Genomic DNA, 20728 nt, shown 5'->3' with positions numbered 1-20728 from the left:
TCTCTTTTTTCTTTTCGTTTTTTGTTTTTCCCCTTCTCGTCTTTGTTGGGGGGGGGGGGGGGGGGCTCCCCCCCCCCCCCCCCCCCCCCCCGCCCGTCGCCGTTTGATCTACCCGTCGGTAGCATCCTGGCCATGGCAGACACGCAGCAGGTGGACCCGAAGGCCGAGCGCAAAGTGACCCGGCTCGCCAAGCAGATCAGCGGCTTCTCCAAGGAGCACGGCGGCGCCGAGGGCCAGATCGCGTACCTCGGGGAGCGCGGCGCCCGGATCGTGCTCGTCGGCGAGGACGGCGCCTGGGGCGACGTGGTCGCCCCCTCGTACGCGCTCGCCGAGCAGGCGGCCAAGAAGGCCGGGATCACCGTCCACGAGGACTTCGACGGTGAGTTCGCGGCCAAGGTGAAGACGGGCCCGTACGAATGGAGCCGCATGGCGGGAATCCAGGTGGGCGGCCCGTCCAACGACTGACCTTCCGGCGATTCGCACGGGGTGTGTACGCCCAACACCTGATGCCCGGTTCACCCGTTAGGACCTGAGAAAGCCAGAGTCCGAGATGGGGAGTCGGGATGATCGAAACGCCGTCCCTCGTGGACCAGTACTGTCACGGCGTCCTGAGAACGGAGCTGGGCCTCGGCACCTTCGAGGCCCAGCTGGCCCGGACCGAGGGTCCGCCCGCGCCGGGCACGACCCTCTTCGACACGCAGACCGGGTTCGCCTTACGCCGTTGGTGCCCCCCGCTGCTCGGTCTGGAGCCGCACTGCCCGCCCGCCCGCTATCTCGCCCGGCGCCGTGAACTCGGCGTACTGGAATCGGGCCGCAGGCTGCTGCGCGGCAGCGGGATCACGACGTATCTGGTCGACACCGGGCTGCCCGGTGACCTGACCGGGCCCGTGGAGATGGCCTCCACCGCGGAGGCCCAGGCCCGCGAGATCGTGCGGCTCGAACTCCTCGCCGAGCAGGTCGCCGACACCTCGGGCACCGTCGAGTCCTTCCTCGCCAACCTCGCCGAGTCGGTGCACGGCGCCGCCTCGGGCGCGGTGGCCTTCACCTCCGTGGCGGGCGTACGGCACGGACTCGCGCTCGCGCCCGAGCCGCCGGGACCGGGCGAGGTGCGCGGCGCCGCCGGCCGCTGGCTCGCCGGACGCCGGGTCGGCGGGGAGCTGAGCGACCCCGTGCTGCTGCGGCACCTGCTGTGGATCGCGGTCGCCTCCGGCCTGCCGCTGCAACTGCACGCAGGTCTCGGCGAACCGGGACTGCGCATCGACCGTACGGATCCGGTGCTGCTCACGGACTTCGTCCGGGCCACGGCCGGCCTCGGAACGGATCTCGTGCTGCTGCACGGCTACCCGTACCACCGGCACGCGGCCCACCTCGCCGGGGTCTTCCCGCACGTGTACGCCGACTCGGGCGCCGCGCTGGTGCGGACCGGGGCCCGCGCCGCGACCGTCCTCGCGGAGATCCTGGAGCTGGCCCCCTTCGGCAAGATCCTCTTCTCCAGCGGGGCCCAGGGCCTGCCCGAGCTGCACGTCGTGGGGGCGCGGCTGTTCCGGGAGGCGCTGAGCCGGGTGCTGGGCACCTGGGTCGCCGAGGGGGCGTGGTCGCTGGCGGACGCGCAGCGGGTGGCGGGGCTGATCGCGGCGGGCAACGCCAGGCGGGTGTACGGGCTGGAGTGAGCTACGGCCGCGAGCTCACGGCTACGCCCGCGTCAGCGTCGCCTCGCTGGACTGTCCCGGCACCCCGGCCACCGTCTCCGGCCGCTCCCGCAGGGCCAGCAGCACGCGCAGCACCGCGATCCACACCAGCGCGGAGCCGAGCATGTGCAGGCCGACCAGGATCTCGGGAAGGTCGGTGAAGTACTGGACGTAGCCGATGACGCCCTGCGCGAGCAGGATCAGGAAGAGGTCGCGGGTGCGGGCCAGCGGGTCCTTGGGGGCGTCGACCGCCTTGAGGACGAACCACAGGGCGAACGTCAGCGACACCACGACCCAGGCCAGCACGGCGTGCACCTTGCTGACGGTCTCCCAGTCCAGCGGCATCCGCTCGACCTCGCTGGAGTCGCCCGCGTGCGGTCCCGCGCCGGTGACGACCGTGCCGACCAGGATCAGCAGGACGGTGGCCGCGACCAGGAACCACACCAGTTGCCGCACGGCCTTGCCGACCAGCGGGCGGGGCGTCCCGTCGCCTTCCCCGGTGCGCCGCCACATCACCGTGGCGACCGCGATCAGGGCGGAGGTGGCCACGAAGTGCGCCGCGACCGTGTACGGGTTGAGGCCGACCAGGACCACGATGCCGCCGAGGATCGCGTTGCTCATCACGATCCAGAACTGCGCCCAGCCCAGCCGGGTCAGTCCGCGCCGGTACGGCTTCTCGGAGCGCGCGGCGATGATCGCCCAGCCGACCGCCGCGCACAGCACGTACGTCAGCATGCGGTTGCCGAACTCGATGGCGCCGTGGAAGCCCATCGCGCTGGTGGCGGTCAGCGAGTCGTCGGTGCACTTGGGCCAGGTCGGACAGCCGAGCCCGGACCCGGTGAGCCGCACCGCACCGCCGGTGACCACGATGAGCACCGACATGACGAGTGCGGCGAGGGCCGCCCGCCGGACCGTCCGGGGGGTCGGGGTCCAGCGTGCGGCGATGAAGGCGAGCGGATTGCGGACGGCCGCTACGGCGTCGGCGCGGGTCACTTTTGGCACGCGTCCCATCGTAGGGGGCCGCTTGTGCACGCTTTCACGAGGGTCCCCGGAGGTGCCTTCGGCCTACTCCCAGCGGAAGAACCGCCCCGCCGCCGCCAGCCCCACGACCGCCCACACGGCGAGGATCCCGAGGTTGCCCCACGGCATCCCGGCACCGTGCTGGAGCACGTCCCGCAGCCCGTCGGACAGCGCCGAGATCGGCAGCAGTCCGAGCACGTCCTGGGCGCCGGAGGGGAACTTGTCCAGCGGCACGATCACCCCGCCGCCCACCAGCAGCAGCAGGAAGACCAGGTTGGCGGCGCCCAGGGTGGCCTCCGCCTTCAGGGTGCCCGCCATCAGCAGTCCGAGCCCCGAGAAGGCGGCCGTTCCGAGGACCAGCAGAAGCAGGACGGCGAAGGGATTGCCGTGCGGCTCCCAGCCCAGTGCGAAGGCGATCACCGTCAGCAGGACGATCTGGAGGACCTCCGTGACCAGCACGGCCAGCGTCTTCGCGGTCATCAGGCCCCAGCGGGGGAGGGGCGAGGAGGCGAGGCGCTTGAGGACCCCGTACCGGCGTTCGAAGCCCGTGGCGATGGCCTGTCCGGTGAACGCCGTCGACATCACGGCGAGCGCGAGGACGCCGGGGGTCAGGAAGTCGACGGCCTCGCCCGCGCCCGTGTCCACGATGTCGACGGAGCTGAACAGCACCAGCAGCAACGTGGGGATCACGACGGTCAGCAGCAGTTGCTCGCCGTTGCGCAGGAGCATCTTCGTCTCCAGCGCGGCCTGCGCCCCGATCATGCGGGGGAGCGGAGCGGCACCCGGCCGCGGCGCGTAGGTGCCGGTGGTCATGAGCGCAGCTCCTTGCCGGTGAGCTCCAGGAACACGTCTTCGAGCGTGTGCCGTTCGACCGAGATCTTCTCCGGCATCACCCCGTGCTGCGCGCACCAGGAGGTGACCGTCGCGAGCAGCTGGGGGTCGACCTTGCCGCCGATCCGGTACGAGCCCGGCGTCAGCTCCGCGGCCGTGCAGTCCGCCGGGAGTGCCTTGAGCAGGGACCCGACGTCCAGGCCCGGCCGGCCGCTGAAGCGCAGGGTGTTCTCCGCGCCGCCGCGGCACAGCTCCTCCGGGGAGCCCTGGGCGATGACCCGGCCCGCGTCGATGATCGCGACGTCGTCGGCGAGCTGCTCGGCCTCGTCCATGTGGTGGGTCGTGAGGATCACGGAGACGCCGTCGGCGCGCAGGTCCCGCACGAGATCCCAGGTGGCGTGGCGGGCCTGTGGGTCGAGGCCGGCGGTGGGCTCGTCCAGGAACGCCAGTTCGGGGCGGCCGACGACCGCCATGGCGAGCGCGAGCCGCTGCTGCTGGCCTCCCGACAGGCGCCGGTAGGTCGTCCGGCCGCAGCTGCCGAGGCCCAGGCGCTCGATGAGCGCGTCCACGTCCAGCGGGTGGGCGTGCAGCCTGGCGACGTGCCGGAGCATCTCGTCGGCCCGCGCGCCCGAGTAGACGCCCCCGGACTGCAGCATCACGCCGATCCGGGGGTTCAGCTGTCGCGACTGTCTCACCGGGTCGAGGCCCAGGACGCGCACCGTGCCGGAGTCCGGCTTCCGGTAGCCCTCGCAGGTCTCGACCGTCGTCGTCTTGCCCGCGCCGTTGGGGCCGAGTACGGCGGTCACGCCCGCCTCGGCCACCAGGTCGAGGCCGTCCACCGCGGTCTTCCTGCCGTACCGCTTCACCAGGGCCTGGACCTGGACCACGGGCTCACTTCGCATGGGTCCAGAGTCTAGGTTCGCGAACGGGGGCCCCGACCGGCGGGTACGAGATCTCCGTCCGGGGCCCGGACGGGCCGGGCCTCAGATCTCCTCCTCGCGCGGCCGGTGCACCGCCAGCCACCGCTGTGCGTAGGCCACCGCGTCCGCCACCGGGAACAGCCGTACGTCGGCGGCGCCCACTCTTCCGCGGACGACGGGGCGGTCCCGTTCGAAGTCGTGGCCCAGCTCGTCGAACCGGTCCGAGTCGATCGACACCTCGGTCACCACCTCCCAGCCCGCCGCTCCCGGGCGGCCCACCTTCACGCGCGGCGCCGGTATGCGGTACTCGGCCAGATGGAAGCTGGTGCAGGTGTCGTATCCGGTGCCCAGCAGCAGCACCCGGGCGTCGAGCGCCTCCAGCCGGGCCAGCGGGCTGTTCTCGCCGAGACTGCAGTCGGTGGCGTGTCCGTCGGTCACCTCCGCCGCGTGCGGGCCGAGCGCCGCGAAGGAGGTCTGGGGATGTGCGCTGCGCAGGGAGCCCGGCCACGTCCTCACGGTCTCCGGGATCACCCCGAGGCCGCGGGTGGGGGTGATGAGCGGGTCGTAGGCGGGCATGGTGGCCCGGATCGTCTCCCACCAGGCCTCGGGCACCGGCGGGCGGCTCCAGTGGGCCGGGTCGGAGAGGTCGCTGGACTGGCTGGGGACCACCAGGGTGCCGTCCGGACCGAGCGCGTCGAGTAGTCCCTGGACGGCCGCGACGGCTCCTCCGCAGACCCAGCCGAGTGAGCTGAGGGAGGAGTGGACGAGGAGGGTCTCGCCGGGTTCGACACCCAGTGCGCGCAGCTGGGCCGCGAGGGTGTCCCGCGTGACAAGAGGGCCGGTGGGAGGGGGTGTGGGCATGAGCGGGAGTGTCCCGGAACGGGCCCATGAACGCCACCGATTTGATCGATCAAAGATCGTTTCCGCAGGTCAGATTAGGTAAGCCTAAGTGACGCAGGGCACCGTCGGGCGGCGGGGGCGCCGCTTGCCTGCCTCAGAGGAATTACGCAACAATGGCGTTGTGAAATACGTCGGCGAGGCTCGGGAGACCCCCAAGGGGGCCCCGCAGGAGGAGCTAGCGACCGGTGAGCGCTCGACGCGCAACCGGGTCGCGCGGTCCATCCTGGACCACGGGCCGTCGACCGCCACCGAGCTGGCCGGAAGGCTGGGACTCACCCAGGCGGCCGTACGCCGGCATCTGGACGCGCTGGTCGCCGACGACGTCGTGGAGGCCCGGGAACAGCGGGTCTACGGAGCGCGTACGCGCGGCCGGCCCGCCAAGGTCTTCGCGCTCACCGACTGCGGCCGCGACGCCTTCGACCAGTCATATGACAAGCTCGCCGCGGACGCCCTGCGCTTCATCCAGGAGCGGTTCGGCGGGGACGAGGCGGTCGTCGCCTTCGCCCGCGCCCGGATCGCCGAACAGGCCACCGCGTACCGCAAGGCCATCGAAGCCGCCGGCCCCGAAGGGCGGACGGAAGCGCTGGCCAAGGCCCTGAGCGCGGACGGGTACGCTGCTACGGCGCGAAGCGCACCGGTCGGCGAGCAGCTCTGCCAGCACCACTGCCCGGTGGCCCACGTCGCGGAAAAGTTCCCGCAGCTCTGCGAGGCGGAGACCGAGATCTTCTCCCAGCTGCTCGGCACCCACGTCCAGCGACTGGCGACCATCGCGCACGGCGACGGCGTCTGCACGACGTTCATCCCCAAGATTTCCCACAGCACCGACAACGCATCTGCAAGCACGGCCGGGAGGAACCCCGCATGACTCTCCCCACGGAGACTGCCCACCCCGAGCTCGAGGGCCTGGGCAAGTACGAATACGGCTGGGCCGACTCCGACACGGCCGGCGCCTCTGCCAAGCGCGGCATCAACGAGGACGTCGTCCGCGACATCTCCGCGAAGAAGAGCGAGCCGGAGTGGATGACCAAGCTCCGTCTCAAGGGCCTGCGCCTGTTCGGCAAGAAGCCCATGCCGAACTGGGGCTCGGACCTGTCGGGCATCGACTTCGACAACATCAAGTACTTCGTACGCTCCACGGAGAAGCAGGCGGAGTCCTGGGAGGACCTGCCCGAGGACATCAAGAACACGTACGACAAGCTCGGCATCCCCGAGGCGGAGAAGCAGCGCCTCGTCGCCGGTGTCGCGGCCCAGTACGAGTCCGAGGTCGTCTACCACCAGATCCGCGAGGACCTGGAGGAGCAGGGCGTCATCTTCCTCGACACCGACACCGCGCTGAAGCAGCACCCGGAGCTCTTCAAGGAGTACTTCGGGACCGTCATCCCGGTCGGTGACAACAAGTTCGCCTCCCTGAACACCGCGGTGTGGTCGGGCGGCTCCTTCATCTACGTGCCGCCGGGCGTGCACGTCGAGATCCCGCTCCAGGCCTACTTCCGCATCAACACGGAGAACATGGGCCAGTTCGAGCGGACTCTGATCATCGTCGACGAGGGTGCCTACGTGCACTACGTCGAGGGTTGTACGGCCCCGATCTACAAGTCGGACTCGCTGCACAGCGCGGTCGTCGAGATCATCGTCAAGAAGAACGCCCGCTGCCGTTACACGACCATCCAGAACTGGTCGAACAACGTCTACAACCTGGTCACCAAGCGCGCCGTGGCGTACGAGGGCGCGACCATGGAGTGGATCGACGGCAACATCGGCTCCAAGGTGACGATGAAGTACCCGGCCGTCTACCTGATGGGCGAGCACGCCAAGGGCGAGACCCTGTCCATCGCCTTCGCGGGCGAGGGCCAGCACCAGGACGCCGGCTCCAAGATGGTCCACATGGCGCCGAACACCTCCTCCAACATCGTCTCCAAGTCGGTGGCGCGCGGTGGCGGTCGTACCTCCTACCGCGGTCTCGTCGAGATCGGCGAGGGCGCCCACGGCTCCAAGTCGAACGTGCTGTGCGACGCGCTGCTCGTCGACACCATCTCCCGCTCCGACACGTACCCCTACGTGGACGTCCGCGAGGACGACGTGTCCATGGGCCACGAGGCGACCGTCTCCAAGGTCTCCGAGGACCAGCTCTTCTACCTGATGAGCCGCGGTCTGACCGAGTTCGAGGCGATGGCCATGATCGTGCGCGGCTTCGTCGAGCCCATCGCGAAGGAACTCCCCATGGAGTACGCCCTCGAACTCAACCGGCTGATCGAGCTGCAGATGGAAGGCGCGGTCGGCTAAGGCCCGCCTCCACACCAGCCAGCGAATTTCTGACGTAGGAAGAGAGCAGACCGACAGCCATGGCTGAGGCTCAGAACATCCCCGTGGGGTCTACCACCGCGGGCCAGATCGCGGTGGCCGCCGAGTCGACCGTCGCCACGCGCATGAGCGCGCCCCCGTCCTTCGACGTGCGGGACTTCCCGGTCCCGCACGGCCGCGAGGAGGAGTGGCGGTTCACGCCGCTGGAGCGGCTGCGCGGGCTGCACGACGGCACCGCGGTCGCCACCGGCAACGGCATGAAGGTCGCCGTCGACGCCCCCGAGGGCGTCGTCGTCGAGCTCGTCGGCCGTGACGACGCCCGTCTCGGCAAGGCGGGCATCCCGGTGGACCGCGTCGCCGCCCAGGCGTACTCGGCGTTCGAGAAGGCCGGCGTGATCACCGTCCCCAAGGAGACGGTCCTCACCGAGCCGATCCGTATCGCCGTGCACGGCGAGGGCGGGACCGCGTACGCCCACCAGGTCGTCGAGCTGGGAGCCTTCGCCGAGGCGGTCGTCGTCATCGACCACACCGGTGACGCCGTACTCGCCGCCAACGTCGACTACGTCCTCGGGGACGGCGCCAAGCTGACCGTCGTCTCCGTCCAGGACTGGGACGACAAGGCCGTGCACGTGGCCCAGCACAACGCGCTGATCGGCCGCGACGCCACCTTCAAGTCGTTCGTGGTCACCTTCGGCGGCGACCTCGTCCGTCTGCACCCGCGCGTGGCCTACGCCGGCACCGGCGGTGAGGCCGAGCTGTTCGGCCTGTACTTCACCGACGCCGGCCAGCACCAGGAGCACCGCCTCCTGGTCGACCACAACACCCCGCACTGCAAGTCGAACGTCGCCTACAAGGGCGCGCTCCAGGGCGAGGGCGCCCACGCGGTGTGGATCGGCGACGTGCTCATCGAGGCCGCGGCCGAGGGCACCGACACGTACGAAATGAACCGGAACCTCGTCCTCACGGACGGCGCCCGGGTCGACTCCGTGCCGAACCTGGAGATCGAGACCGGCGAGATCGTCGGCGCCGGCCACGCCTCGGCGACCGGCCGCTTCGACGACGAGCAGCTGTTCTACCTGATGGCCCGCGGCATCCCCGCCGAGGAGGCCCGCCGCCTGGTGGTCCGCGGCTTCTTCGCCGAGCTCGTCCAGCAGATCGGTGTCGACGACATCCAGGAGCGCCTTCTCGCGAAGATCGACGAGGAGCTGGAGGCGTCGGTCTGATGACTGCCCCGTCGACGTTCGTCCGCGCCTGTGGGCTGAGCGAGCTGGACGAGGACACTCCGAAGCGGGTGGAACTCGACGGCACGCCGGTCTCGGTCGTGCGTACCGAGGGGGAGGTGTTCGCGATCCACGACATCTGCTCGCACGCGAACGTCTCGCTCTCCGAGGGCGAGGTGGAGGACTGCCAGATCGAGTGCTGGCTGCACGGCTCCAGCTTCGACCTCCGCACCGGCAAACCGTCCGGCCTGCCCGCGACGCGCCCCGTCCCCGTATACCCCGTAAAGATCGAAGGGGACGATGTGCTCGTCTCCCTTTCCCAGGAGTCCTGAGGCATCCATGGCAACGCTTGAAATCCGAGACCTGCACGTCACCGTCGAGGTCGAGAACGGCACGAAGGAAATCCTCAAGGGTGTCGACCTCACCGTGAAGCAGGGCGAGACGCACGCCATCATGGGCCCGAACGGCTCCGGCAAGTCGACGCTCGCCTACTCGCTCGCGGGTCACCCGAAGTACACGATCACCAGCGGCACCGTCACCCTCGACGGCGAGGACGTCCTGGAGATGTCCGTCGACGAGCGTGCCCGCGCGGGCCTGTTCCTGGCGATGCAGTACCCGGTCGAGGTCCCCGGCGTCTCCGTCTCCAACTTCCTCCGTACGTCCGCCACCGCCATCCGCGGCGAGGCCCCCAAGCTGCGGACGTGGGTGAAGGAGGTCAAGGAGACCATGCAGCGTCTCAACATGGACCCGGCCTTCGCCGAGCGCAACGTGAACGAGGGCTTCTCCGGCGGTGAGAAGAAGCGCCACGAGATCCTTCAGCTGGAGCTGCTCAAGCCGAAGGTCGCGATCCTCGACGAGACGGACTCCGGTCTGGACGTCGACGCGCTCCGTGTCGTCTCCGAGGGCGTCAACCGCGTCCGTGAGAGCGGCGAGGTGGGCACCATGCTCATCACGCACTACACGCGCATCCTGCGCTACATCAAGCCCGACTACGTCCACGTCTTCTCCGCGGGCCGCATCGTCGAGTCCGGCGGCGCCGAGCTCGCCGACAAGCTGGAGAACGAGGGCTACGAGGCCTACGCGAAGCACGACGCCGTCGACACGAAGGGTGGCGCATCCGCGTGACACAGCTGCCGGGCCTCCTCGACACCGAGGCGATCCGCAAGGACTTCCCCATCCTGGACCGTCAGGTCCACGAAGGCCGGAAGCTCGTGTACCTGGACAACGCGGCCACCTCGCAGAAGCCGCGCCAGGTGCTCGACGCCCTGAACGAGTACTACGAGCGCTACAACGCCAACGTCCACCGCGGTGTGCATGTGCTCGCCGAGGAGGCCACGGCGCTGTACGAGGGCGCGCGCGACAAGGTCGCCGCGTTCGTCAACGCGCCGAGCCGCGACGAGGTGATCTTCACCAAGAACGCCTCCGAGTCGCTCAACCTCGTGGCGAACATGCTGGGCTGGGCCGACGAGCCCTACCGCGTGGACCACGAGACCGAGATCGTCATCACGGAGATGGAGCACCACTCCAACATCGTGCCGTGGCAGCTGCTCGCGCAGCGCACGGGCGCGAAGCTGAAGTGGTTCGGCCTGACCGACGACGGCCGGCTCGACCTCTCCAACATCGACGAGATCATCACCGAGAAGACGAAGATCGTCTCCTTCGTGCTGGTGTCGAACATCCTGGGCACCGTCAACCCGGTCGAGGCGATAGTGCGCCGGGCGCAGGAGGTCGGCGCGCTGGTCTGCATCGACGCCTCGCAGGCCGCGCCGCACATGCCGATGGACGTACAGGCCCTGCAGGCCGACTTCGTGGCCTTCACCGGCCACAAGATGTGCGGTCCGACCGGCATCGGCGTGCTCTGGGGCCGCCAGGAGCTGCTGGAGGACCTGCCCCCGTTCCTGGGCGGCGGCGAGATGATCGAGACCGTGTCGATGCACTCGTCGACGTACGCTCCCGCCCCGCACAAGTTCGAGGCGGGCACCCCGCCCATCGCGCAGGCGGTCGGTCTGGGCGCGGCGATCGACTACCTGTCGGCGATCGGCATGGACAAGATCCTCGCCCACGAGCACGCGCTCACCGAGTACGCGGTGAAGAGGCTCGGCGAGGTGCCGGGGCTCAGGATCATCGGCCCCACCACGGCCGAGGACCGGGGCGCGGCGATCTCGTTCACGCTCGGTGACATCCACCCGCACGACGTGGGCCAGGTCCTCGACGAGCAGGGCATCGCGGTACGCGTGGGTCATCACTGCGCACGCCCGGTCTGCCTGCGGTACGGAATTCCTGCGACCACGCGAGCGTCGTTCTACCTGTACTCCACGCCGGCCGAGATCGACGCTCTGGTCGACGGCCTGGAGCACGTACGGAACTTCTTCGGCTGAGGGGCTGGCTGGATCGTGAAGCTGGATTCGATGTACCAGGAAGTCATCCTGGACCACTACAAGCACCCGCACGGGCGTGGTCTGCGCGATGGCGACGCCGAGGTGCACCACGTCAACCCGACCTGCGGTGACGAGATCACGCTGCGGGTGAAGTACGACGGCACCACGATCGAGGACGTCTCGTACGAGGGCCAGGGCTGCTCGATCAGCCAGGCCTCGGCCTCCGTGCTGAACGACCTGCTGGTCGGCAAGGACCTGGCGGACGCGCAGAAGATCCAGGAGACCTTCCTGGAGCTGATGCAGTCCAAGGGCCGGATCGAGCCCGACGACGCGATGGAGGAGGTGCTGGAGGACGCGGTCGCGTTCGCCGGTGTCTCCAAATACCCGGCGCGGGTGAAGTGCGCTCTCCTGAGCTGGATGGCGTGGAAGGACGCGACGGCCCAGGCGCTGGGAGCCGACGCCGAAAGGAAGACGGCATGAGCGAGACCCTTGAGATGAAGCCGGCCTCGGAAGAGGAAGTCCGTGAGGCCCTGTACGACGTCGTCGACCCCGAACTGGGCATCGACGTCGTCAACCTCGGACTGATCTACGGCATCCACATCGACGACGCGAACATCGCGACGATCGACATGACCCTGACGTCGGCGGCCTGTCCGCTGACGGACGTCATCGAGGACCAGGCCAAGTCCGCCACGGACGGCCTCGTCAACGAGCTGCGCATCAACTGGGTCTGGATGCCGCCGTGGGGCCCGGACAAGATCACGGACGACGGCCGTGAGCAGCTGCGGGCGCTCGGCTTCAACGTCTGAGAACCACGAGCATCCACGAGCTGATGCGAACGGCGACGCCTTCGGGCGTCGCCGTTTCGCGTGCTCAGGCCAGGCCGCCCACCAGCCGGAACGCCGAGTCCGCCTGGTAGAGGCCGCTGTGCTGGTACGACTCCAGGCGGAGCGTGAAGTTCTTGTGGCGCAGGAAGCGGCCCGGGAAGTTGACCGACTCCAGCATGATCGCGCCGGACACCGGTGAGGTGCGGGGACAGAACGTGGCGTCCCGCTTGAAGAGGGACGAGCCGTCGTCGCGGTCCGCGCGCAGGAAGAAGTCGCGGTGGCGGAGGTACTTGCCGTCGGCCGTGGCGAAGGAGTGGCAGGAGCTGTCGGCCAGGCCCTTGACCAGCTTGAAGGTCGAGTCCTCGCGGGATTCCGAGCCGCCGACCTGGTCGAGCCGCACCAGGCCGCCGCTGATGTGCCAGTAGCGGTCGGGGTAGTTGGCCGAGCGGACCGAGCGCCAGGTCGTCGAGGGCTTCGGGGCGGCCGGACTCGGGTGCGAGGTCGAGGGCTCGGCGGGAGCGGAGGGCGGGCGCGCGGAGGCCGAGCCCTGGGGTTCGGGGGCGCTCGTGGTCGTCGGCGCGGACGGTGACGCGCTCTCGTCGCCGGATGCCGAAGCGGCCTTCGTGGACGGGGTGGCGTAGGAGATCAGACCGGGGCCGCTCGGGTCCGCGGCGGCCGCCTGGTCAGGTGCGGGTGACGGATCGTCGGTCTGATGCTCCGTCATGGTCACCGCCGTCACGCACGCGGCGACCGTGGCTATCGCCAGCGCACCGGCCAGCCACAGACGTCGTGTTCCCGGCACCCGGGTGGTGTCCGGGGACCAGCCGCTCTCCCATGGCTGGTTCTGAGAGGGCCGGGACTTGCTTCGTGGCATGTGCGATTCCTCCGGCGGGCGCCTGGGGCGACGGCTGCGGCCGAGACGGGGAAGTGGATGAACGGTGAAACACTAGTGGAGCCGGTGAGCTCCTGGGAGCCGTTTGCACGAGTGGTTTTACGGCCTCCCCGGTTTCCCGCGCGGTCAGATGTTCACAGCTCTCACCCACGGCACCCCGCACACCTCGCGGGCGGGCGCCCGCAGTTGCGGCTGACCTCACATCAGATACGACCCCTGGAAGCCGTGTTGGGCAGACGGCTGAACGCCACGGTTACGTGCTGCGCGGAGCGGTCCAGGCCGCACCTTACCGAACCGCGGCCGGTTGGTGACCCGGTGCGGGCGCAGGGCGCAGGGCGCGAGGCGTGCGTGTCCGGCGCGAGCGGCAGGCGGCGTTATGTACGCTCGTACACATGGGATATCTGTTGCTCGCCGCGGCGATCGCCGCCGAGGTCGCCGGGACCACGGCCATGAAATACAGCGACGGCTTCAGCAGGCTGGTGCCCTCGCTGCTCACCGTCCTCGGCTACGTGGTCTCCTTCGTGCTGCTCGCCCAGACGCTGAAGACCATCTCGGTCGGCACCGCGTACGCGATCTGGGCCGGCGTCGGAACCGCCGCCATCGCCGCCATCGGGATGGCGTTCCTGGGGGAGGGGATGACCGCGGCCAAGGCGGCCGGCATCGCGCTGATCATCGTCGGAGTGGTGGTGCTCAACCTGGGCGGTGCGCACTGATGCCCCGCCGCTACGACCCCGAGCGGCGGCAGCGGATCATCGACGCGGCGATCCGGGTCGTCGGGGCCAAGGGCCTGGCCGGGCTGAGCCACCGATCGGTCGCCGCCGAGGCCGACGTGCCGCTCGGCTCCACGACGTACCACTTCAAGACCCTCGACGAGCTGATGGTCGCGGCGCTCCGCCAGGCCAACGAGGGCTTCGCCAAGGTGGTCGCCGCCCGCGGCGGCCTCGCCGACCCGCGCACCGATCTGGCCACCGAACTCGCCGGCCTGCTGGGCGAGTGGCTGGCCGGCGAACGCACCGGGGTCGAGCTGGAGTACGAGCTCTATCTGGCCGCCCTGCGCCGCCCCGCCCTGCGCCCGGTCGCCGCCGAGTGGGCCGACGACCTCGCCGACCGGCTCGCCGCCCGCGCCGACCCGGCCACCGCGCGGGCACTGGTCGCGCTGACGGACGGGATCTGTCTGCAGGTGCTCCTGACGGGCACGCCGTACGACGAGGAGTACGCGCGGGAGATGCTGGCGAGGGTCATCGACGCCGGCGCGTGAACCGGGACGGCCGCGGTCCTCTTCGCCGACGTGGGGGTGGGTCCGCCGATGTGCGGGACGGGACCGGTCCGGGCCGGATCGCGGACGGTGCGACCGGCACATGAGACGGCGTGCGCACCGGTTCGCCCGGGCGCCCCCTGCCACGTTAGGTTGCCGTTATGACCGACACGACTGCTCCTCGCACCACCGGCGCCGTTGCCGCCGGCCTCGCCACACTCGCCGCCGACGGCACCGTCCTCGACACCTGGTTCCCCGCGCCCGAGCTCACCGCCGAGCCCGGCCCGTCCGGCACCGAACGGCTGTCCGCCGAGCGTGCGGCGGAACTGCTCGGCGGCGGCGCGACCGCGGCGCTCGGTCCGGACGCCCGCCGGGGTGTCGAGGTGGTCGCGGTCCGTACGGTCATCGGCTCCCTCGACGACAAGCCGATCGACGCGCACGACGTCTACCTGCGCCTGCACCTGCTCTCGCACCGCCTGGTCAAGCCGCACGGCCAGAGCCTGGACGGCATCTTCGGCCACCTCGCCAACGTCGCCTGGACCTCGCTCGGCCCGGTCGCCGTCGACGACGTCGAGAAGGTCCGGCTGAACGCCCGGGCCGAGGGCCTGCACCTCCAGGTCACCTCGATCGACAAGTTCCCCCGCATGACCGACTACGTGGCCCCGAAGGGCGTCCGCATCGCCGACGCCGACCGGGTCCGGCTCGGCGCGCACCTCGCCGACGGCACCACCGTCATGCACGAGGGCTTCGTCAACTTCAACGCCGGCACGCTCGGCACGTCGATGGTCGAGGGCCGTATCTCCGCGGGCGTCGTGGTCGGCGACGGCTCGGACATCGGCGGCGGGGCCTCCACGATGGGCACCCTCTCCGGCGGTGGCAACGTCCGTATCAGCATCGGCGAGCGCTGCCTGGTCGGCGCCGAGGCGGGCGTCGGCATCGCGCTCGGCGACGAGTGCGTCGTGGAGGCGGGGCTGTACGTCACCGCGGGGACCCGCGTCACCATGCCCGACGGGCAGATCGTCAAGGCGCGCGAGCTGTCCGGCGCCTCCCACATCCTCTTCCGCCGCAACTCGGTCACGGGCACGGTCGAGGCCCGCCCGAACAACGCGGTCTGGGGCGGCCTGAACGAGATCCTGCACAGCCACAACTGACCCGCACGGCCACCACCGGCCTCCTCGAGGTCCCGTATGGGTTACTCAGCGTGACCTTCTCGTGCTTTCGGCAGATGAACGGGTGGACGCAGTGTCCGATCAGACGCCGAAACGACGAACGAGGGGTCGTGCAATGACGAACGAGCGGGCGAGGACCGTGGCGCGTTTGCTGTCCGGGGCGTTGACCCTGACGGTGGTGTGCGGGCTTCCGGCGGGGGCCGCGCACGCCGACGAGACGAACACCGCCTCGCACAACGGCCCGCGGATCGGACTGGTCAACACCGGCCAGGTGGACGATCCGCTGGAGGACGTGCTGGAGCACCTGCTGCTGATCGGCGACGGGTTCACCTGGAGCTGAGCGCGCCCGCTGTGGACCGGGGCCCGTATCGCACACCTGTGCGGTACGGGCCCCGGTCCGTTCCGCCGAAAGATTCTTCCCACCGGTGGCATAGCGGCGGGCGGTCGCGAGCGTCACAAGGAGCAGGGGCGGGGCACAGGTGCCGCCGGGGAAGAGAAGGTGACGATGAATGCCGAAGGACTGGAGAGTTTCCGGGAGTTCGTGGACAACCGGTCGTCGGCGCTGCTGAGGACGGCCGTGCTGCTCTGCGGGGGAGACCAGCACGCCGGTGAGGACCTGCTGCAGAGCGCCCTGGTCAAGGCGGCGGGCAAGTGGCAGCGGATCGACGAGCCCGAGGCCTACGTACGGCGGATCCTGTACCGCCAGCAGGTCAGCCGCTGGCGGCTGAAGTGGCGCAGACGGGAGGTCAGCGTCCCCGAGCCGCCCGAGGCGGGCGCGGCGGGCGCCGACGCGGCGGCCGCGGCCGAACTGCGTGTCGTGATGCGCGAGGCGCTGGCCCGGCTCACCTCACGTCAGCGGACCGTGCTCGTGCTTCGCTACTTCGAGGACCTGCCCGAGGCCGACGTCGCCCGGCTCCTCGGCTGCACCGTCGGCACCGTGCGGTCCACCACCCACCGCTCGCTCGCCCGGCTGCGCTCGCTGGCGCCCGAACTGGCCGCCCTGGGCCCGGCCGGCGCCGAGTGGCAGCCGTCCCGTGACTACTCGTCTGTGGAGGTGCGTCCGTGAACGTCGAGGAACTCGTGCGGGACGCACTGCGGGAGCAGGCCGCGGAACAGCCCCTGACCCGGCCGGGATTCGCCGACCGGGTGCTGGCGGTCCGCCGGCGCCGCCGCAGTCGCAGGATCGCGGGCATGGCCGCCGCCATGGTCGCCGTGGTCGCCGTCGCGGTGGCCGTGCCCCTGCTGGACTCGGGCCGGGGCACCGACGTGCGCCCCGCGGACGTCGTACCGAAGACCGAGGTCAACGCCCATCCGGACCAGTCGCCGCCGCGCGAGCTGATCTCGGCCGGGAACACCGGCATGGCCGCGTACTTCATCCCGAAGACCGTCCGCAAGACGGCCGACACCGCCGTTTACGAGCGCACCTACTGGCTGCTCGACCAGAACAGCGGCAGGTACGAGAAGAGCACGAAGTGGTCCTGGGTGGCCGTTGCCCCCGGCATGAAGACCGCCGCCGTCCTGGAACGCCCCCTGCCCGCCTCGCGGATCGGCCTGCTCGACCTGACCACCGGCATGGTCGCGCGGTGGATCCGGGTCGACCACCCGGTCGGCGGACTCGCGTTCTCGCGCGACGGCCGCAAGCTGGTCGCGACGACCTACGGCGACAACCCCGACCTGCGGGTCAAGATGGAAGGATCCGAGGGCTGGGACCAGAAGGAGCCGTCGAGCCGCACCGGCTTCCACGTCATCGACGTGGCGTCCGGCAAGGGCTCCTGGAGCGAGGTCGGGCTCGACGGCGACCCCACCGGCTTCATCAACTCCCGCCAGGACTTCGCCCTCACCAGCGACGGCCGGCACGTCTGGGCCGGGCACCCCATGGGGGACATCGGCAAACAGTTCTTCGACCTCTCGGGCACCGAGGTCCCCACACCGGCGAACGAGAAGCACCTGCAGTGGTACGTCGAAGCGGGGAAGTCGCCCGACGGCAGGCTGGTCGCCGGTGACTTCGCGGGCGAGAAGTGGAAGACCTCCTCCTGGGTCCTCGACGCCACGACCGGTGAGCGGACCGAGGTGCACGGGCAGCAGCTGCTCGCCTGGGCCGGCAACACGTCCCTCATCGCCTGGGACATCGCCAAGGACGGCAGGAACGAGTTCCATCAGCGGCTCGTTCTGGTCACCATCGGCAGCGACAAGGCCGTACCGCTCAGCGACTTCCGCAAGGGCAACGACGGGGACGCCGGGCGCTGGGAGCCCGTCTTCGCCGAGCGCTGATCAGGCGGCGGCCATGAACTGTTCGTACGTCGCCAGCAGCCCGTCGGCCGTGTCCCGGTCGGCGGGTCGCAGCGGTGCGCGGACCGGTCCCGCCGGCAGGCCGAGCGAGGTGAGGAGGGCCTTGACGGTGACCGCGCCGGGCAGGCCCGCCGACATCATCGACTCGATCAGCGGCGTGACCCGCTGTTGGAGGCGGGCGGACACGGGGGTGTCGCCCGCCTCGAACGCGTCGAGGACCGCACGGAGCCGGGCCGGAACGACATTGGCGACCGTGCTGATGTACCCGGCCGCACCCACCGCGTACAGGGCGAGGTTGTGCTCGTCGCAGCCCGCGTAGTACGCCAGCTCCGTGCGGTCCATGACCTTCTGGGCACCGAGGAAGTCGTAGGAACAGTCCTTGACCGCGACGATCCGGGGATGCCCGGCGAGGCGGATCATGGTGTCCGGCTCGATCCGGGTGCCGGTGCGCCCCGGGATGTCGTACAGCACGAGCGGCAGCCCGGACGCGTCCGCGACCTCCCGGAAGTGCGCCTCCAGCGCGTCCTGCGGCGGCCTGCTGTAGTAGGGGCTGACCACCAACAGGCCGTCCGCGCCCGCCTTTTCGGCCGCCAGAGCCAGCTCGACGGTGTGCCGGGTGTCGAAGGTGCCCACGCCGGCCACGATCGACGCCCGCTCGCCCACCGCCTCCCGTACGGCCGTGACCAGCGCGGCCTTCTCCGCGTCCGTCGTGGTCGGCGACTCACCCGTCGTCCCGGACAGGACGAGCCCGTCACAGCCCTGAGCCACCAGCCGGTCGGCCAGTCGCTGCGCGCCGTCGAGATCCAGCGCGCCCCCGTCGGTGAAGGGCGTGATCATGGCGCACAAGGCGCGGCCGAAGGGGCGGGATGTCGTCGTCATGGGGGTAGTCTCGGCCCATCGACAGTGAAGCTCCACTTAAATTTCCTACGAGGTATCGCTAAGGAACGCTGAGGGGTTGTCGGTCGCCGCGCGGTCGGCAGGCCCTATGTCCAAGTGGGCCCGCATGGGTCACCATGGCCAGGACGGTCATCGGCACCTGGTCATGGGAGGCGTCATGAAGCTCGGCAAAGCACTCGCCACCGGAGTCGCGGAAGAGCGGCCGCAGATCCACGAGGAGGAACTCGACCTCCCCGAGGAGATCAAGGAACTGAAGGCCCCCGAAGAGGTCCCGGCCGCCCGATGAGGCTGCGGCTCCCCGAGGAACGCCCGACGGAGCCACCGACCGGATACAAGATCGCCCACCCGGTGCTGTCCCACGACGGCACCCGGGCCGGGTTCACCGGGGTGTCGCTGGGCGGCGCAGTGCCGTACGCAGTCCTGGACGACGCGACCTGCGTCTACGGCCTGCGGCACCGGGCACCACACCGCCGCTGCGACTGCGGGTTCCACTGCGTGCACGACCGTACGACGGCCGAGGCACTGCTGTGCACGGCCGAGCACCGTACGGCGGTCCTGCTCGAGATCTCCGTACTCGGCCGGTACATCCGCTTCGAGCGCGGCTTCCGGTACGCCCGTCAGCGCGTCCGCACGGCGACCGTCGGCCCGTGCGCCTGCGGCGCGGTCGCCGCCGCGCTGGCCGACGCCGGCTGGGGCAGACCGGGGTGGCGGGTGCTGGCTCCCTGCTGCACGGGATGTCTGCGCGGTCGTACGTCCGTCTCCTTGGCCGGCTTCGCCCGGCTGGCCGCGGGCGGGCTGCGGGTGGTGGCCGGGACGGGTGTGCGGGTGGCGGGGGAGGCCCCGGCGCCGGATGCCGGCGGCGGGCCCGGGGTGCCCGAACTCGTCGCGGAGGCCGCCCTGTTGCAGGCCCGGCTCGACTGGTTCCAGAGCCGGCTGGCCCGCCTCGGCGAGCGTGGGCCCGGAGGCGGGCCGCAGGGGTAGCGGGGGCCGGTCAGGGTACTCGGGGGTTCCCATACCGAGAGGAGGCGGACCGTGACCGGGACCACGGCACCCAGGCCGGTACATGACGAACACCATTCGGTGGGCGACCTCGTCGGACAGGCCACCGAACAGCTCTCCCGGCTCGTACGACAGGAAGTGGCCCTCGCCAAGGAGGAGCTCGCGGCAAAGGGCCGTCGCGCCGGACGGGGCGGCGGACTGCTCGGTGCCGCGGGTGCCGTCGGCTACGCCGGCTTCCTCGCCCTGGCCGCCACGGCCGTCGTCGCGCTCTCGCTGGTCCTGCCCCTCTGGGCGGCGGCGCTCATCGTGACGGCCGTCCTGTTCGCACTCGCGGCCCTGCTCGCGGCGACCGGCCGCGCCCAGCTGCGCCGCGCCGCACCGCCCACGCCCGAGGAAGCGCTCGGCAGCGTCAGGGCCGACGTCGAGGAGATCAGGGAGAGGGCCCACCGATGACGGACAAGGCAGCACACGGACACGGGTCGGGCGGCGCCAAGGGGCCCGACGAACTCCGCCGGCAGATCGAACGCACCCGCAGCGAGCTCGGCGACACGGTCGAGGAGCTGGCCGGCAAGGTCGACGTCAAGGGCCGTGCCCGCGCCCGCGCCGCCGACCTGAGGGACAAGGCGGGCGCGATGACGGTACAGCTCCGCAGCAGTGCGGCGATGGCCGGCCACACGGTCCAGGACCGGGCCAGCCATGCGGGGCACACGGTCCAGGACAAGGCGGCCCAGGCGGGCCACACGGTCCAGTCCAGGGCGACCCGCGCAGGTCACGCCGTCGAACACACCCTGCCCACGCAGGTCCGCACCGCCGTGCAGGCCGGGGCGCGGCACCCTCGGCCCGTGCTGGTCGTCGGGGTGGCGGCGGTGGGTGCGCTGATCGCGGTGGAGGTGCTGCGGCGCCGGCACGCCGGGCGCTGAGAGAGGGCCGGCCGTCTTCGGCCCGGGTTGGCCGCATCGGCCGGCCCGGGCCGAAGCGGTGCGTGGGGTGACGCCGGGGGCGGGTCGCGCAGCCCGGCGCTTACGGGGTGCCGCCCGCGCCCACCCGTGCCGCCCCAGCGGCACGACTGCCCGCGGGTGACGGTGGCGGGCCGGGGTGGGCGGCGTGGTCTGGCTCTGCTGGGGGGGTGCGGCCCGTGCCTG

Annotated in this window: 26 protein-coding genes; 20 read left to right on the top strand and 6 right to left on the bottom strand. The window is 70.8% G+C overall.

The genetic code is table 11. The features are described from left to right. Positions 1-132 precede the first annotated feature (132 nt). Together ACZ5XS_RS22945 and ACZ5XS_RS22940 are read left to right on the top strand one after the other, a co-directional pair. Positions 133-465 (top strand): hypothetical protein, encoded by a 333-nt coding sequence (locus tag ACZ5XS_RS22945; RefSeq protein ID WP_468654064.1) that lies wholly within the window; start codon positions 133-135, stop codon positions 463-465. Between the two features lie 98 nt (positions 466-563). Beyond that, on the top strand, positions 564-1670 hold the full coding sequence (locus ACZ5XS_RS22940; RefSeq protein WP_468654062.1) for an amidohydrolase family protein: 1107 nt from the start codon (positions 564-566) through the stop codon (positions 1668-1670). Between the two features lie 21 nt (positions 1671-1691). Here ACZ5XS_RS22940 and ACZ5XS_RS22935 read toward each other — a convergent pair whose 3' ends face one another. From ACZ5XS_RS22935 to ACZ5XS_RS22920, 4 genes are all read right to left on the bottom strand, one after another. Continuing rightward, the gene (locus ACZ5XS_RS22935) at positions 1692-2699 is read right to left on the bottom strand and encodes a COX15/CtaA family protein (protein ID WP_468654060.1); all 1008 of its coding nucleotides are present in this window, start codon (positions 2697-2699) and stop codon (positions 1692-1694) included. A 54-nt stretch (positions 2700-2753) separates the two neighbouring features. Continuing rightward, positions 2754-3521, bottom strand: coding sequence for an ABC transporter permease (locus ACZ5XS_RS22930; RefSeq protein WP_468654058.1), 768 nt, complete (start codon positions 3519-3521; stop codon positions 2754-2756). Further along, positions 3518-4441 carry an ABC transporter ATP-binding protein gene (locus ACZ5XS_RS22925; protein WP_468654056.1) on the bottom strand — a complete coding sequence of 308 codons (924 nt, stop codon included), beginning with the start codon at positions 4439-4441 and terminating at the stop codon, positions 3518-3520. Before ACZ5XS_RS22925 ends, ACZ5XS_RS22930 begins: the two co-directional genes overlap by 4 nt. Before the next feature lie 81 nt (positions 4442-4522). Then, positions 4523-5320: an AAC(3) family N-acetyltransferase gene (locus ACZ5XS_RS22920; RefSeq protein ID WP_468654054.1), complete on the bottom strand. Its 798-nt coding sequence runs from the start codon at positions 5318-5320 to the stop codon at positions 4523-4525. A gap of 160 nt (positions 5321-5480) precedes the next feature. On the opposite strand from ACZ5XS_RS22920, the gene ACZ5XS_RS22915 reads away from it, so the two are divergent. The 8 genes from ACZ5XS_RS22915 to ACZ5XS_RS22880 are packed head-to-tail and all read left to right on the top strand — an operon-like array spanning position 5481 to position 12067. Further along, positions 5481-6224, top strand: coding sequence for a helix-turn-helix transcriptional regulator (locus tag ACZ5XS_RS22915; RefSeq protein ID WP_468654052.1), 744 nt, complete (start codon positions 5481-5483; stop codon positions 6222-6224). Beyond that, positions 6221-7642, top strand: coding sequence for a Fe-S cluster assembly protein SufB (sufB, locus tag ACZ5XS_RS22910; protein WP_217235701.1), 1422 nt, complete (start codon positions 6221-6223; stop codon positions 7640-7642). The genes ACZ5XS_RS22915 and sufB overlap by 4 nt, the downstream gene beginning before the upstream one ends. 59 nt (positions 7643-7701) lie before the next feature. Then, entirely contained in the window at positions 7702-8883 is a 1182-nt protein-coding gene (sufD, locus tag ACZ5XS_RS22905) for a Fe-S cluster assembly protein SufD (RefSeq protein WP_468654049.1), read from the top strand. Further along, positions 8883-9212 (top strand): non-heme iron oxygenase ferredoxin subunit, encoded by a 330-nt coding sequence (locus ACZ5XS_RS22900; RefSeq protein ID WP_217235703.1) that lies wholly within the window; start codon positions 8883-8885, stop codon positions 9210-9212. The genes sufD and ACZ5XS_RS22900 overlap by 1 nt, the downstream gene beginning before the upstream one ends. Before the next feature lie 7 nt (positions 9213-9219). Then, on the top strand, positions 9220-10005 hold the full coding sequence (gene sufC / locus ACZ5XS_RS22895; protein WP_468654048.1) for a Fe-S cluster assembly ATPase SufC: 786 nt from the start codon (positions 9220-9222) through the stop codon (positions 10003-10005). After that, positions 10002-11258, top strand: coding sequence for a cysteine desulfurase (locus ACZ5XS_RS22890; protein ID WP_468654046.1), 1257 nt, complete (start codon positions 10002-10004; stop codon positions 11256-11258). Before sufC ends, ACZ5XS_RS22890 begins: the two co-directional genes overlap by 4 nt. Positions 11259-11273: 15 nt before the next feature. Continuing rightward, on the top strand, positions 11274-11738 hold the full coding sequence (gene sufU / locus ACZ5XS_RS22885) for a Fe-S cluster assembly sulfur transfer protein SufU (protein ID WP_217235706.1): 465 nt from the start codon (positions 11274-11276) through the stop codon (positions 11736-11738). Beyond that, positions 11735-12067, top strand: a complete 333-nt coding sequence (locus ACZ5XS_RS22880) for a metal-sulfur cluster assembly factor (protein ID WP_020130530.1) — start codon at positions 11735-11737, stop codon at positions 12065-12067. The genes sufU and ACZ5XS_RS22880 overlap by 4 nt, the downstream gene beginning before the upstream one ends. A gap of 64 nt (positions 12068-12131) precedes the next feature. On the opposite strand, the gene ACZ5XS_RS22875 is transcribed toward ACZ5XS_RS22880, so the two are convergent. After that, complete coding sequence (locus ACZ5XS_RS22875; RefSeq protein WP_468654044.1) at positions 12132-12959, bottom strand: AbfB domain-containing protein; 828 nt, start codon at positions 12957-12959, stop codon at positions 12132-12134. Positions 12960-13369: 410 nt separating this feature from the next. Here ACZ5XS_RS22875 and ACZ5XS_RS22870 point away from each other — a divergent pair, with 410 nt between their 5' ends. The 6 genes from ACZ5XS_RS22870 (at position 13370) to ACZ5XS_RS22845 (ending at position 17672) form a co-directional block, all read left to right on the top strand. Next, complete coding sequence (locus ACZ5XS_RS22870; RefSeq protein WP_468654042.1) at positions 13370-13690, top strand: DMT family transporter; 321 nt, start codon at positions 13370-13372, stop codon at positions 13688-13690. Beyond that, entirely contained in the window at positions 13690-14235 is a 546-nt protein-coding gene (locus ACZ5XS_RS22865) for a TetR/AcrR family transcriptional regulator (protein ID WP_468654040.1), read from the top strand. Before ACZ5XS_RS22870 ends, ACZ5XS_RS22865 begins: the two co-directional genes overlap by 1 nt. 158 nt (positions 14236-14393) lie before the next feature. Continuing rightward, positions 14394-15383 (top strand): 2,3,4,5-tetrahydropyridine-2,6-dicarboxylate N-succinyltransferase, encoded by a 990-nt coding sequence (gene dapD / locus ACZ5XS_RS22860; protein WP_468654038.1) that lies wholly within the window; start codon positions 14394-14396, stop codon positions 15381-15383. 133 nt (positions 15384-15516) lie between these two features. Continuing rightward, positions 15517-15741, top strand: a complete 225-nt coding sequence (locus ACZ5XS_RS22855; protein WP_468654036.1) for a hypothetical protein — start codon at positions 15517-15519, stop codon at positions 15739-15741. Between the two features lie 165 nt (positions 15742-15906). Beyond that, the gene (locus ACZ5XS_RS22850) at positions 15907-16467 is read left to right on the top strand and encodes a SigE family RNA polymerase sigma factor (RefSeq protein WP_468654035.1); all 561 of its coding nucleotides are present in this window, start codon (positions 15907-15909) and stop codon (positions 16465-16467) included. Continuing rightward, on the top strand, positions 16464-17672 hold the full coding sequence (locus tag ACZ5XS_RS22845) for a WD40 repeat domain-containing protein (protein WP_468654033.1): 1209 nt from the start codon (positions 16464-16466) through the stop codon (positions 17670-17672). Before ACZ5XS_RS22850 ends, ACZ5XS_RS22845 begins: the two co-directional genes overlap by 4 nt. Here the strand turns inward: ACZ5XS_RS22845 and dapA are convergent, their stop codons facing one another. Continuing rightward, a complete protein-coding gene (dapA, locus tag ACZ5XS_RS22840) occupies positions 17673-18569 on the bottom strand; it encodes a 4-hydroxy-tetrahydrodipicolinate synthase (RefSeq protein WP_468654031.1) in 897 nt (298 codons plus the stop codon). 175 nt (positions 18570-18744) lie between these two features. Between dapA and ACZ5XS_RS22835 the strand changes: the two genes are divergently transcribed. From ACZ5XS_RS22835 to ACZ5XS_RS22820, 4 genes are read left to right on the top strand one after another with little or no spacing between them, the layout of a single operon-like run. Next, positions 18745-18873 (top strand): hypothetical protein, encoded by a 129-nt coding sequence (locus ACZ5XS_RS22835; protein ID WP_468654029.1) that lies wholly within the window; start codon positions 18745-18747, stop codon positions 18871-18873. Continuing rightward, positions 18870-19568, top strand: a complete 699-nt coding sequence (locus ACZ5XS_RS22830; protein WP_468654027.1) for a hypothetical protein — start codon at positions 18870-18872, stop codon at positions 19566-19568. Before ACZ5XS_RS22835 ends, ACZ5XS_RS22830 begins: the two co-directional genes overlap by 4 nt. A gap of 51 nt (positions 19569-19619) precedes the next feature. Further along, complete coding sequence (locus ACZ5XS_RS22825) at positions 19620-20039, top strand: phage holin family protein (RefSeq protein ID WP_468654025.1); 420 nt, start codon at positions 19620-19622, stop codon at positions 20037-20039. Then, entirely contained in the window at positions 20036-20506 is a 471-nt protein-coding gene (locus ACZ5XS_RS22820) for a DUF3618 domain-containing protein (protein WP_468654023.1), read from the top strand. The genes ACZ5XS_RS22825 and ACZ5XS_RS22820 overlap by 4 nt, the downstream gene beginning before the upstream one ends. The last annotated feature ends 222 nt before the right edge of the window (positions 20507-20728 follow it).

The sequence above is a fragment of the Streptomyces sp. NPDC033131 genome, assembly GCF_055578365.1.
This window is presented reverse-complemented; position numbering and strand designations above follow the sequence as displayed.

Coding starts and splice junctions, on each gene's coding strand:
- sufD (WP_468654049.1), top strand. CDS start 7,702: ATGGCTGAGGCTCAGAACATCCCCGTGGGGTCTACCACCGCGGGCCAG.
- dapA (WP_468654031.1), bottom strand. CDS start 18,569: ATGACGACGACATCCCGCCCCTTCGGCCGCGCCTTGTGCGCCATGATC.
- sufC (WP_468654048.1), top strand. CDS start 9,220: ATGGCAACGCTTGAAATCCGAGACCTGCACGTCACCGTCGAGGTCGAG.
- ACZ5XS_RS22900 (WP_217235703.1), top strand. CDS start 8,883: ATGACTGCCCCGTCGACGTTCGTCCGCGCCTGTGGGCTGAGCGAGCTG.
- ACZ5XS_RS22835 (WP_468654029.1), top strand. CDS start 18,745: ATGAAGCTCGGCAAAGCACTCGCCACCGGAGTCGCGGAAGAGCGGCCG.
- ACZ5XS_RS22855 (WP_468654036.1), top strand. CDS start 15,517: ATGACGAACGAGCGGGCGAGGACCGTGGCGCGTTTGCTGTCCGGGGCG.
- ACZ5XS_RS22945 (WP_468654064.1), top strand. CDS start 133: ATGGCAGACACGCAGCAGGTGGACCCGAAGGCCGAGCGCAAAGTGACC.
- ACZ5XS_RS22820 (WP_468654023.1), top strand. CDS start 20,036: ATGACGGACAAGGCAGCACACGGACACGGGTCGGGCGGCGCCAAGGGG.
- ACZ5XS_RS22935 (WP_468654060.1), bottom strand. CDS start 2,699: ATGGGACGCGTGCCAAAAGTGACCCGCGCCGACGCCGTAGCGGCCGTC.
- ACZ5XS_RS22870 (WP_468654042.1), top strand. CDS start 13,370: ATGGGATATCTGTTGCTCGCCGCGGCGATCGCCGCCGAGGTCGCCGGG.
- ACZ5XS_RS22930 (WP_468654058.1), bottom strand. CDS start 3,521: ATGACCACCGGCACCTACGCGCCGCGGCCGGGTGCCGCTCCGCTCCCC.
- ACZ5XS_RS22850 (WP_468654035.1), top strand. CDS start 15,907: ATGAATGCCGAAGGACTGGAGAGTTTCCGGGAGTTCGTGGACAACCGG.
- ACZ5XS_RS22880 (WP_020130530.1), top strand. CDS start 11,735: ATGAGCGAGACCCTTGAGATGAAGCCGGCCTCGGAAGAGGAAGTCCGT.
- ACZ5XS_RS22920 (WP_468654054.1), bottom strand. CDS start 5,320: ATGCCCACACCCCCTCCCACCGGCCCTCTTGTCACGCGGGACACCCTC.
- sufB (WP_217235701.1), top strand. CDS start 6,221: ATGACTCTCCCCACGGAGACTGCCCACCCCGAGCTCGAGGGCCTGGGC.
- ACZ5XS_RS22940 (WP_468654062.1), top strand. CDS start 564: ATGATCGAAACGCCGTCCCTCGTGGACCAGTACTGTCACGGCGTCCTG.
- ACZ5XS_RS22865 (WP_468654040.1), top strand. CDS start 13,690: ATGCCCCGCCGCTACGACCCCGAGCGGCGGCAGCGGATCATCGACGCG.
- ACZ5XS_RS22925 (WP_468654056.1), bottom strand. CDS start 4,441: ATGCGAAGTGAGCCCGTGGTCCAGGTCCAGGCCCTGGTGAAGCGGTAC.
- dapD (WP_468654038.1), top strand. CDS start 14,394: ATGACCGACACGACTGCTCCTCGCACCACCGGCGCCGTTGCCGCCGGC.
- ACZ5XS_RS22875 (WP_468654044.1), bottom strand. CDS start 12,959: ATGCCACGAAGCAAGTCCCGGCCCTCTCAGAACCAGCCATGGGAGAGC.
- ACZ5XS_RS22830 (WP_468654027.1), top strand. CDS start 18,870: ATGAGGCTGCGGCTCCCCGAGGAACGCCCGACGGAGCCACCGACCGGA.